This is a genomic window from Flavobacterium limi (assembly GCF_010645075.1).
GTDB lineage: Bacteria > Bacteroidota > Bacteroidia > Flavobacteriales > Flavobacteriaceae > Flavobacterium > Flavobacterium limi.
Map to the genome: position 1 here is coordinate 1 of NZ_JAADZV010000012.1, position 13,957 is coordinate 13,957.

The 13,957-nt window shown below is 36.9% G+C and carries 4 protein-coding genes and 1 pseudogene; all 5 read left to right on the forward strand.

Annotation, left to right across the window (positions count from 1 at the left end):
• Positions 1–2,832 (forward strand): annotated as a pseudogene (locus tag GXM16_RS19800) (T9SS type B sorting domain-containing protein); the annotation flags it as partial.
• Complete coding sequence (locus GXM16_RS19805) at positions 2,771–9,421, forward strand: T9SS type B sorting domain-containing protein (RefSeq protein WP_163396230.1); 6,651 nt, start codon at positions 2,771–2,773, stop codon at positions 9,419–9,421. The pseudogene GXM16_RS19800 and the gene GXM16_RS19805, both read left to right, overlap by 62 nt.
• Before the next feature lie 43 nt (positions 9,422–9,464).
• Positions 9,465–10,439 carry a PorP/SprF family type IX secretion system membrane protein gene (locus GXM16_RS19810; RefSeq protein WP_229684401.1) on the forward strand — a complete coding sequence of 325 codons (975 nt, stop codon included), beginning with the start codon at positions 9,465–9,467 and terminating at the stop codon, positions 10,437–10,439.
• 396 nt (positions 10,440–10,835) lie between these two features.
• Positions 10,836–12,023, forward strand: a complete 1,188-nt coding sequence (locus GXM16_RS19815) for a phosphoglycerate kinase (protein WP_163396232.1) — start codon at positions 10,836–10,838, stop codon at positions 12,021–12,023.
• 110 nt (positions 12,024–12,133) lie between these two features.
• Entirely contained in the window at positions 12,134–13,939 is a 1,806-nt protein-coding gene (locus GXM16_RS19820; RefSeq protein WP_163396233.1) for a LysM peptidoglycan-binding domain-containing protein, read from the forward strand.
• The last annotated feature ends 18 nt before the right edge of the window (positions 13,940–13,957 follow it).

Here is a 13,957-nt window from a genome sequence, read left to right on the forward strand (position 1 = left end):
TGGGATGTTTGGGTAAAAGATGCTAATGGCTGTACATTTAAAGTAGATGTTGCTATTGCAACAGATAATGCGCCAACAGTAGTTGTTGCTACTGGAGCTGGTTGTTTGGGTACTCCAGGAGGATACACTATTACCGCATCAGTAACAGGTGGAACAGGAACTTTGTCTTACAGTATTAATGGAGGAGGTTCTTATCAGGCGTCTAGTATTTTTGCAATAACATCGGTAGGTACATACACTATTCGTGTAAAAGATGCTAACGGTTGTACTGCAGATAGCAACCCTGTTACAGTAGCTCCACAATTAACTATAAGCGCGGTTTTAAATAAAGACATTACTTGTAATCCAGCTCCAACGGCAGCGCAAATTACAATAACTCCAACAGGAGGCGTAGGACCATTTACTTATACAAGTTCTCCAAATACCGGAATTTTTGCTGGAAATGTATTTACTACTAATACGCCAGGAAATTATACTTTCACAGTTACAGATGCTAACTTATGTTCTGCTTCAACTACAACAGCAATTGTGGTAACACCAACTGTGAATCCTGATATTACCGGAATTGCTCAAACACAATCTATTAATTGTAATGGAGATGATACTGCTGCAATTAATATAACAATTGATAATACCCAAGGATTAGCTCCATTTGTTTTCAATGTATTAAATACAACAACAGGAACTAATTATGCAACTCAAACTTCTGGTTTAGCAGCAGGTAATTACACAATTACAGTAACTGATGCTAAAGGTTGTATAGACACTGGAAGCATTACTATTTCGCAACCAAATCCTATTGTGGTCGATTTCGATGTTGACCCTATTACTTGTGGAGCCGGAGGTGTTTCATTAGGAAGAATTATTGTTAATGGAGTAACAGGTGGAACTCCAAACTATACTTATCATGTTACTGGAGTTAATGGTTACAACCAAAAGTTCACAAATCAGCCGGGTAATTCACAAGTGTTTGATATCGTTAATTTTGGATTGTATGAATTAATTGTTACTGATGCAAATGGTTGTCAGAGCTTGCACCAAAATATTTTGGTTGCATCTCCGCCAGATGATTTAGATATTACTGTTTCACCATCTCCGGTAGTTTGTTCAGGAACAGGATCTGCGATTGTAGCTGTAAGTTCTTCGCCTACAAGCACAATTGGTTCAGGACCATTTTATTTCAGTCTATTTACAGGATCTGTTCCTTCATACCCATCAGGTACGTGGTTAGCAGAAGATGCAGTAGGAAGTAAAAAAACTACATTTAATAATTTGATAGCAGGAGTTACTTATACTTTTGTAGTATATGATGCAGATGCAGCTCATGGTGGTACAGGAACAGGATGTTACTATTTCGAAACATCAGAATTCCCAATAGGAACAAACTCTACAATTGGAGTAAATGCTATAACTGAAAATAATATTACATGTAAGGGTTCTGCGAATGGAAATGTAACATTCACGATAAACCATACATATGGTGTAGCGACACCAATTACGTACCAAATTTATAAATCTCAAAATGTTTTACCGGTAGGAGGTGCAGTAAGTGCTACTATTCCTGCTAGTGGATCATTGACAGTAAATAATTTTGGAACATTGCCATTAGGTAATTATTTTATTTTAATTACAGAAGATGCAGGTGCAACAAATGCTGGCTGTAGTAAAGCTTCAGCTCCATTTGATATTACAGAATCTGCTATTGATTTATCAGTTACAGCTTCAAAAATTAAAAATGTGAATTGTAACGAAGATGGAATAATTGCTGCTCAGGCGAAAGATGGTACAGCACCTTATACATATCAATATTTATTAGCATCTGCTGCTGCTCCAACTGCAAGTACTGCAGGTTGGACAGGAAATACAACTTTTGCAACAAGTGTAACAGGAAATTATATTGTTTACGCAAAAGATGCTTATGGCTGTATTAAAACTGCACCTGTAACATTAGATGCAGATGATGCTCCTACAGTTACTCCACCAGTAGCTCCGGTTTGTTATGATGGAACTGAGTTTACCATTACTTTTTCAGGAACAGTTGATTCAGATATTGTAGGAGGGGCAACTTATAGTGTAAACGGAAGTGCATTCCAAAGCTCACCAAGTTTTACATTTAATGCGGCTGGTACTTATAATTTAGTAATTAAAGATGGAAACGGATGTACAGCAAATGTTGATTATGAAGTATACCCTAAGTTAAATTTATCTGCTTCATTGACTAAAGAATTAGATTGTACAATAAATCCGGAAGCAGTAATTACTTTAACAACTACAGGAGGAAATACAACACCTGCCGCTAATTATACTTATGAAGTATCTTTCAATAGTGGTGGATTCGTTTCGGCTTCTAATCCATATTTAGCTACAGTAGCTGGAAATTATGTGTTTAGAGTTACGGATGCTAATAATACAACACTATGTCAAACTATAACTAGTTTCGATTTAGACCCAATTACACCAACAATATTTACAACGACAGAAACAAATGTAAGTTGTAATGGAGTTGCAGATGGTACTATTATCGTTAATGTAACTTCTGGTGTAGGTCCTTATGAATATCAATTGGATGCGGGTACATTCCAAACTTCTAATATGTTCACTGGATTAGCAGCTGGTACAACTTATACTATTACAGTTAAAGATGCAAAATCATGTCTTTATCCAAAAACTCCAATTACCATCACCGAGCCATCGGTCTTGGCTGCTACGAATGTTGTTACGCCGTTTGGATGTAGTGCGGGCAATGTAGCACACTTCAGCGGCAGTTCCGGTGACCATCACCGAGCCATCGGTCTTGGCTGCTACGAATGTTGTTACGCCGTTTGGATGTAGTGCGGGCAATGTAGCACAGCCAGCAGTTGTTACGGTAACGGCTACTGCGGGTACAGGTACAGCACCATATACTTATAGTTTCAATGGCTCATCGACTTATACTTCAGTTAATACATTAGTTGTTGCAGACAATGGCACAGACCAGACTATTACTTATTCTGTTAAGGATGCCAATGGCTGTATTATTGGTGGAAGTGCTACAGTAAACCGATATTTACCATTAACGGATATTACTTTTGCTGTGACCACAGCACCTGTTTGTCCGACCAATGTTGCCGATATCACTTTGACAGTATCGGGTGGATATGTGCCTATTGCTAAATACGAGATCATCTCGCCAATCACAGTTGATAATGGTAACAATGCATTATTTACCGGTTTGGCACCTGATACTTATTTGTTCAGGGTAACGGATGCCAACGGCTGTTCAATAGAGAGAAATTATACAATTGTCCCTGTAACGCCAATTGCTATTGCAGGGGTTATGCTAAATGATATTTCATGTAATGCTGCAGACGGTACTACCAATAACGGTTCGGCTCAGTTTACCGTTACAGGCTTCAGCGCCACTGGCAATTACAGTGTTGTGACTTCTCCGGTAGTTGCAGCAGCACAGATTTCACAATCTGGCGATGTAATCACATTGACGGGATTATCAGCAGGCACTTATACAGTAACTGTAGAGGACAATACAACGCATTGTTCAGCGAATGCAGCAGTTACCATAACAGAACCAAACCCGATCGCTTTCACGGCATCAGGTACCAAAGTGTTCTGTTCACAGGATATTTCTACTATCACAGTTAGCGGTGTAACAGGCGGAACGGGCTCTTACACTTACGCAGTTGTACAAGGCGGCGCGGCCGCTCCGGCAGCATTGGCTTACAGTACTAGTGCAGTGATGTCGGTAGATACCAATCTGACAGACCTTTCTTGGGATGTTTATGTAAAAGATGCCAACGGCTGTATCCACATGGAGAATGTTGCCATCACAAACAATGCAGCTCCGACAATCAATCCGGCAGCGCCACAGTGTTATGCAGGATCAGCCTTGACAGTTGACTTAGATGCCCTGACTACGACGTATAACAACGTTAAATCATACACAGTAAACGGATCGGCTATAGCTACATCGACAGCTACCTTTACAGCTCCTGGCACCTATACATTAGGAATCAGGGATGACAACGGCTGTGAGGCATTTGTAAGCTATACAATAGAGAAACAATTGCTTGCTACCGCTACATTGACTAAAGACCTGTATTGTGCAGGTTCAGTTGATGCTACCATTGATGTTGTTATTACAGACGGAGTTCCGCCATATACTTACCAGATGTATTTAGGCGGAGTTGCTACAGGACCTGTAACGGCTACAGCAACAGGCTTTACAGCTTCAGTTACAGCAGCGGGCAGCTATACATTTGTGATAACAGACAGCAATGCGGCGGTTTGTTCGGTAACGACAAACGCGGCAGTTGTAACTACGCCTGCTACGCCATCAGCTACTGCAGTTCCAACAGCAGTAATCTGTAATGGGGAGAGCAACGGAACGATCACGGTAACGCCATCAAATGGAGTTGCGCCATATACATTTGCTCTTAGCGGAACAGGTTCTAATGCAAGCGGGGATGCAACAGGAATCTATACAGGCCTTATTGCAGGAACAACATATTCAGTTGTTGTAACGGATGCCAAAGGATGTGCTTCAGCGGCAGTTCCGGTGACCATCACCGAGCCATCGGTCTTGGCTGCTACGAATGTTGTTACGCCGTTTGGATGTGATCTTACAAATAATGCTAAAGATGCAATAGTAACGATTATAGCTACTGGTGGCACTACAGATTATACGTATAGTTTTGATGGTGGAGCTACTTTCCAAACATCAGCTTCATTCACTGTGAATACTGCACAAGCTATTAATTATGTAGTTCTTGATGCCAACGGTTGCCGTATAACAGGAACTACTGCTGTAACACCATATTTACCTCCAACCGATATGGATTTATCAGCAAGTCCAATTTATTGCAGTACTCCTGGAAATGCAGCTACAGTAACTGTTAATGCAGTTGCAGGTGGAGTAGCACCATATAGATATGAAATTACTTCGCCAGCTTCAGCAGTAACTGCTCCAAGTTTGACAAATAGTTTTGCAAACTTAATTCCTGATACTTATATTATAAAAGTAACAGACAACAACGGATGTAGCACGACTAAAGCAATTGTGGTTGAGGAAGCTGATAAAATATCAGCTACACATCAAATTGTTAACCATGTGTATTGTAAAGGTGATAGTACAGGAGCTGTTGATTTTACAATAGCAAATTATATAACAGCTGGTAATTATACATTTGTATTATCTCCTAATTTTGGATCTATGTCTCAAAATGGTGATGTGATAAGTTATACTGCTTTACCTCAGGGTAATTATACTTTCACAGTTACAGATGGTATTTCTGGTTGTCAAGATGATGTTAACTTTACGATTGAAGAACCTGTTGATGTATTAAGTTCAATTTCAGTTGCAACAAATATTAATTGTAATGATGATAATGCAACTATTACAGTAACTGCAAACGGAGGAACTGCACCGTATAAATATGCAATAGCTAAAGCTGGTGATCCGGTTCCAACAAGTTTCGTGACAAGCAATCAGTTGGTTGTTGATACCAATAATGGTACTGATGTAAACTGGGTTGTATATGTAGTAGATAGCAATAATTGTAATGCAACTAATGCTCAGTCTATAAATCTGGATGCAAACCCAACTATTGCAAGCGCAGTAGCTACACAATGTCCAAGCTTAACGGGTACTTATGAAATTACTGTAACAGCAACAGGATTTAGTTCAGCATTGTTGTACAGCATTGACGGTGTGAGTTTTGATTCAAGCAATGTTATCACGGTTAATGCTCCTGGTTTATACAATGTAACAGTAAAAGATGCTAATGGCTGTTCTTCAGCTGTTGCTCCGGTTACTATTGCAGAACCATTAATTCTTACACCAACAGTTACTGCTTCTCCTTCTTGTACAGATGGTGATGGTATTGTAGCTGTGGCAACAACAGGAGGTTCAGGAAATTATGAATATAAAATAGATAGTGGTGCTTACGGAGCAGTTATACCATTTACAGGTGTAACTTCAGGTTTACATACGATTTATGTACGTGATATCACTACTAATTGTGAAATGACTGCTTCTGTCGAATTAAAACCTGCTACTCAAATTACAGGATTTAAGTTGACAGAAACACCAGTAACTTGTAATGGTAATGGCGATGGTACTATTACTGCTACAATTGATACTCCTGCGCCAGGTATAAACGATAATCCAAAATACACGTATAGTTTGAATGGAGCTACTCCACAAGATTCACCTGTATTTACAGGATTAGCTGGAGGAAATTATACAGTGACAGTAAGATCTGAAAGAGGATGTGAAGAAACTCTTCCAATAACTGTAGGCGAACCATCTCCTGTTGTAGTAAACAATGTTGATTTTTCTCAATTTGTTTGTAATGCAGGAACGAATGTGTCTAATTCTGCAACTATTACGGTTAATCAGGTAACAGGAGGTTCAGGAACTTATGCAGTTTATGAATTCATTAAAAATGGTACTCAGATTCAAAGAGGTACTTCAAATATCTATACAGAATTTGATTTATCTGGAGGAACTTACACTATAAATGTTTATGATAGTAATAATTGTATGGGTACTTCAACTACACCGATAACAATTAATCCATACATTAAGCTGGATAAAATAAATGTTGTGAAAACAGCTATTACATGTACTAATCCTGAAAGTATTACTGCTACGGCTGTTGATGCTTCCGGAACTGCAATAGCAGGTATTCAATATACGTTAACTGATGTGAGTGGCGCAATTACATTCGCTCCTAATACAACAGGTAACTTTACTGGTCTAACCGTTGGAGATTATATCATTACGGCATTAAATCCGGCAACAGGATGTAGTATTCAGATGCCTCACTATGTAAATGAACCAAATACTTTCGATTTAAAAGTTGTTAAAACTGATGTAGTATGTTATGGTTCTGATAGCGGAACGGCAACTATTACTTTAATTGATAATATTGGTAATCCTGATGAAGCTGGAAGATTCAATTATACAGTTTCATTATTAGGAGCAGTAGTACGTTCAGGAAATTCTGCAACAGCAGGACCACTGTCTTTATCAAATCTTATTGCAGGAGAATATACTGTTTCAGCAACATTAATCGATAGCCCATTCTGTACAGTGTCTACAACATTTACAATTGGACAGTCTGATGCAGAATTGAAAATTGCAGAAACCCATAGTCGTATTACTTGTATTACAGGTAATAATGATGGAAGAATTGTAGCAACTGCAAGTGGCGGATGGGCTGGCGGATATGAGTACAAATTGGTAAATAGTGCAGGTACCGTTATTTCTGACTGGTCTGCAACTTATGAATTCCCTAACTTAACAGCAGAAACTTATACTGTAAGTGTTAGAGATACAAAAGGTTGTCCTGTAAGTAGTATTCCTGTAGTTTTAGAAAACCCACAACCAATTTTGGTAAATGCTACTCCAAGTGCAACGATGTTGCTTTGTAATGGTGACACGAGCGCTACAATTACTGTAGCGGCTACAGGTGGTCAGGAAATTAATTATTTGTACACTTTGAATACAGTAACAGCTACTGGAACAACTTCTTCAGGACCACAAACTTCACCAATCTTTACTGGTTTAGGAGCAGGTACTTATAGTGTCACGGTAACTGATGGATTCAATTGTAAAGAAACTTCTGCTTCAGTTACTATTAATGAACCATCAATTATAACTGCAGATTTACGTCAGTTATCTGATCCTACTTGTCAAACTCAGGCAAGCTTAACGCTAAGTGCAACTGGAGGAACAGGATCTTATGAATATAGTGTTGACCCTAACTTTGGTACAGTAATGGGTTCATTTACAGCTGCAACTCCGGCTATTATTACTAATGTAGCTCCAGGTAAATACCAGTATTATGTACGAGATGCGAATAACTGCGTTGGATTTGCTTCAAATGCTATTCAGGTTTCACCTGTAGAAGAACTTAAACTTGATTTAAATGTAAGAAGTGCAGTTGTTCATTGTAAAGGTGATGAAACTGGTGTTATTGTAGCTACAGCGACTGGTGGTTTAGGAAACTATATGTATACTCTGTTTAGAAATGGAACTCAATTTAGAGCACCTCAATCAAATGGTAACTTTACGGATCTTCCAGTAGGTGTTAACTATGTGGTTCGTGTAGATAGTGAAGATTGTGATACTTCTGAAGCTGCAGGAGATATAACAGAACCAAGTAATCCTTTAACATTCACAACTGTGCTTACACACGTTACATGTAATGGTAGTAATGACGGTATAATTGAAATTAACGCTACAGGTGGAACAGGAGAAATTATGTATGCAGTTACTGCTGTTGATGATTTACGTGAATTCCGTAGTAGTAATGTGTTTAAGAATTTAAAACCAGGCTGGTATCAGGTACTTGCTCAGGATAAATCAGGTTGTTATTACCTTCCTCAGAAGGTTGAGATTACTGAGCCTAAAGCTTTAACAACAGCACTTGTTGGTGACGTAACACCGGAAGGCTGTAAAGGAGCTAAAGATGGTGGATTCGTAATTGCAATAAAAGGTGCAACAGTTCCATATAGTTATAGTTTAGATAATCAAGATGGTCCTTATACTGTTATACCGGGTTCTTATGATAATATTACAGGAGTGACATATTCTTTCCCAGATATGGCAGGAGGTCAACATATAGTTTATATTAAAGATGGTAATAACTCAAAATGTATAGAACCATTTGATGTTGAAATACCTGAGGGTGTTGTACTTGATCCAAAAGCAATAGTAAACTATGACTGTGTGAATAATGCTGCTGCTAATTCAGTAACAATCACTGTTGATGAAAGCATTACAAACCTTGCGGATGTTGATTACGCTCTTGACGGAATTGCTCCTTATCAGGCAAGTAACATCTTTACAAATGTTGCTCCAGGTAAACACTTTGTAATAGCTAGACATACAAATGGTTGTGAAGTACCTACTAAGGAATTCGAGATTAAAGCTATTGCTCCATTAACTCTGGCATTAACTGGAGGACAGCCGGAAATGAATGTAATTTCAGTTACCGCAGCAGGTGGATCACCAGCTTATATGTACAGTTTCAACGGAGAAGATTTTACATCTTCTAACACATACAAAATCTACAAATCAGGAGATTATGAAGTGATAGTTAGAGATCAAAATGGCTGTACAGCAACATTAATTGTTCCTATGACATATGTTGATGTTTGTATCCCGAATTACTTTACACCAAACGGCGACGGTCTTTATGACGAATGGGGCCCTGGTTGTACGAATATTTACAACAACCTTGAGTTCTCTATCTTCGACAGATACGGTCGTGAGATTGCGAAATATCGTTACGGTCAGAAATGGAATGGTAAATACAATGGCGAGGAGTTACCAACAGGTGATTACTGGTATGTTCTTAAACTAAATGACAAGAAAGATGATAGAGAGTTTGTTGGACATTTCACTTTATACAGATAACAAAATAATAGCCCCTATGATGTTATCTAAAAAAATTAATAGAATGAAAAAATTAATAGTATCCTTAGTACTCCTAGCTGTAACATCAGGTTACAGCCAGGAGTTAAACCTACCGGTGTTTACGCAGTATTTAGCAGATAATCCTTTTGTGATTTCACCAGCCTATGCGGGTATTGGTGATAACGTTAGAATAAGGCTTAACGGACTGACTCAGTGGGTTGGAATTAAAGACGCCCCGGATAACCAGTCTGCTTATGTTGATTTCAGGCTTCTTGATCGTTCAGGAGTTGGTATTTCAGTTTACAACGATAAAAACGGTTACACCAGACAAACAGGTGCCAAAGTTTCGTTTGCCCATCATATCATTTTAGACTATTATTCTAAACAATATATGTCTTTTGGTATTTCGTATAACTTTAATAATTTTAGGATCGATACAGACGAATTTGATACTGATATCGAACATCCTGTTTTAGATCCTGCTATTACTAATGATCGTTATACTGCAAACAATAACTTTGACATTAGTGCGCTGTACCGTAATAAAAACTTTTATTTAAGTTTTAATGCGAATAACGTTTTGAAGAAAAACACGAACAAATTTAGAGGTGTTGAACCAGATTTACTTTCTAACTATCAGGTATATACTGGCTTTACATTTAGAGATGCGGAAAACAATCGTATCGAGTACGAGCCTTCTGTTTTTTATCAGTATTTTGCCAGTGATAAACGTTCAGCTACCGATATCAACTTTAAGTACAGACGTTATAATCGTTATGAAGATTATTATTGGATCGGGGTTTCGTATCGTATGCTTAATGACCAGTTTCCAAAACCCTTGTCATTGGGACCAATGGCAGGTTTTATGAAATCCAAGATCTATTTCGCATATTCCTATCAGGTAATGTTTAACGATTTAGGATATTACAACTCCGGAACCCATGTAGTCACTTTAGGATTTGATTTCCTTCAGGCGTTAAGCAGCTGTCCTTGTACGGATAGTCCTGTACATGATTAATAATTTATACAAACTACTGGATTATTTTCTTTCTAAAAAATTATTTTCAAAACGAGCAATTATTTCTTTTATAGTAATTGCTCGTTTTTTTCTATTTGCCTTTCCGGAAATTAGATTTTCTATACAATAACTTAGGCTTTAGAATAGTCCAATTACATTTTACTCTTCCATATACTTTAATTGAGGAAGAACATTAGATTGTAAAAAAACTTTTCAATATTATAATTGTTCATATGCCTTAAAAAATGTGTTTAATATTTAATAAAGAAATTTATTTGTGAAATTACAACGATTTCGTTCCTGAAATTATCAGTTTTTTAGTTTTCTCCAATTTATGAGAACCTTAAAAGTTCTATATTTGTTTTTCTTTCAAAAAAAACCATAAATAATTATCAAATGAAAACTCTAAACGATTTCGATTTTAAAAATAAAAAAGCAATTATCCGTGTTGATTTTAATGTGCCTTTGGATGAAAACTTCAATGTAACAGATGCTACACGTATTGAAGCGGCAAAACCAACTATTGATGCAATTCTGGCTCAGGGCGGAAGCGTAATTTTGATGTCACACTTAGGGCGACCAAAAGGTGCTGAAGAAAAATATTCATTAAAGCATATTTTAAAGAAAGCTTCTGAAATTTTAGGTGTTCAGGTTAAATTTGCTGAAAACTGTGTTGGAGAACCTGCTCAGGCTGCAGCAAAAGATTTGAAACCAGGTGAAGTGCTTTTACTTGAAAATTTACGTTTTCACGCTGAAGAAGAAGCTGGAGATGTAGCTTTCGCTAAAGCACTAGCTTCTCTTGGAGATATTTATGTAAATGATGCATTTGGAACAGCTCACAGAGCACACGCTTCAACAACTATCATCGCACAATTTTTCCCAACTGAAAAATGTTTTGGAACATTACTGGCAAAAGAAATCGACAGTTTAAATAAAGTATTGAATAACAGTGAAAAACCTGTAGTTGCAGTTTTAGGAGGTTCTAAAGTTTCTTCTAAAATCACGGTTATCGAAAATATCCTGGATAAAGTTGACCACATGATTATTGGTGGTGGTATGACTTTTACATTCATCAAAGCACAGGGTGGAAAAATTGGAGAGTCTATCTGCGAAGATGATAAATTAGATTTAGCTCTTGATATTCTAAAGGCAGCTAAAGAAAAAGGAGTTCAGATTCACATTCCGGTTGATGTAATTGCAGCTGATGATTTTTCAAACTCAGCAAATACACAAGTTGTAGATGTAACAGCAATTCCTGATGGATGGCAAGGTCTGGATGCAGGTCCAAAATCTTTAGAGAACTTTAAAAAAGTAATTTTAGAGTCTAAAACAATTTTATGGAATGGTCCATTGGGTGTTTTTGAAATGGAAACTTTTTCAAAAGGAACAATCGCTTTAGGTGATTATATTGCTGAAGCTACAGCTAATGGAGCATTCTCTTTAGTAGGGGGAGGAGATTCTGTTGCAGCAGTAAAACAATTCGGTTTTGAAGACAAAATGAGCTATGTATCTACCGGTGGTGGAGCAATGTTAGAGATGTTAGAAGGAAGAGTTTTACCTGGAATAGCAGCTATTCAAGATTAAAAATATAACAATTAACATTTTTTTTAACGTTTTTTACGCATATTCTACTTAGATTTGTAAAATACCACTTCTGTAATTCTTTGGATTATAGAATTTTAAAAAAATGTTATATGATTATAAGAAAAATTTCCTTAGCCGTTTCAGTCTTTTTTTCAATAGCTGGTTTTGCACAAGATGTAGTAAAAACAGATACCGAAATAAAGTCTGAAATAAAGATTTCGTACTTAGATTCAGTAAAAAACACATTTGTAAAAAATGACTTAGCCATTAGGGTAGATAGTCTTTGGATGAATGAATTAACAAGTCTGGATATATATGATGATCTGACTAAGGATATTCAAACAATCAATAAAGATATTACAGTTGATCAGGAATTACCAACTGAGCTTTTAAAGCAAAGGCTTCAGGTAATGAATGAAAAGTCACCTTTTGAAATAGAATACAATCAGGGACTGGAGAATATAATAAAGTCATTTCTTAAGAATAGAAAAAAATCGTTTTCCCGATTAATGGCTTTGTCAGAATATTACTTTCCAATATTTGAGGATGCGTTTGCAAAACAGAATGTTCCTTTGGAAATTAAATATTTAGCCGTTGTAGAATCTGCTTTAAATCCTAAAGCAGTTTCTAAAATGGGCGCCACAGGACTTTGGCAATTCATGTATGCTACAGGAAAGCAATACGAACTTAAAATTGATTCCTATATTGATGAACGCAGCGACCCGCTTAAAGCAACTGCAGCCGCATCTGAGTACATGACTAAAATGTTCAGTATTTTTGGTGATTGGGAACTGGTTCTGGCTTCATACAATTCAGGTCCTGGAAACGTAACCAAAGCAATTCGCCGTTCAGGTGGAAAAACTAAATACTGGGATATCCGAAATTACCTTCCTAAAGAAACACAAGGATATGTTCCTGCCTTTTTAGCGACAATGTATCTTTTTGAATACCATAAAGAACACGGAATTAATCCTGAAAGAGCAGTTGTCAAAAACTTTGAAACAGATACTATTCGCATCAAAGAAAAAATGTCTTTTAAACAAATTGCCGATTTGTTAGACATGCCGCAATCACAATTAGAACTTCTAAACCCTTCATACAAACTAAAAATAGTTCCTTTTTATCAGAATGAACAGCATTTTTTACGTTTGCCAAAAGATAAGGTTGCCACTTTTGTAGCTAACGAGGATAAAATTTATGCTTACGCAAAATATGACTCCGGGATTTATAAAATGCCTTCTCGCCTGGCACAGAAAGTAACTCCTAAAGTAAAGGCAAAACCAGTAAAAGTTCCTGAACCATTAGATCTTGAATCTTATATAGTTCAAAAAGGAGACAATTTAAGTTCAATTGCTCAAAAGTATGATGTTGCTGTAGCAGATATTAAAGAATGGAACAATCTTAAAAGCAATGCGCTGGTATTAGGCAGATCTTTAAAAATAAAGCCTAAGGATTTAGTTTCTAAAAATTCTCAGGAAGTAATTAAAAAACCTACTGAAGGAGCAATAGCATCTGCAGAAACAGCAGATAAAAATGAAATCGAGGTTGAATACGTTGTGAAAAGCGGAGACAATCTGGGTAATATTGCTAAAAAATTTGGTGTAACACTGGCAGACTTGAAAGAATGGAATAACCTTACCTCAAATAATCTGGCACTGGGTAAATCTTTAATTGTTTCCAAAAAGGAAACTACTGTTGTTGAAACGACAGCCGTGGCTTCTAATTCAATTGATTCATTTAAGAAAAAAGCAACTTCTGCAAAAACTATTGGAGAAGATTACTATGTTAAAAAAGGAGATTCATTATATAGTATTTCAAAAAAATATCCTGGCGTGACCATTTCAGATATCAAAAAATGGAACGGAATTAAAGACGAGGATATAAAACCAGGAATGAAGCTTAAAATAAACGGATAATAAAAAATCTTACCTAAA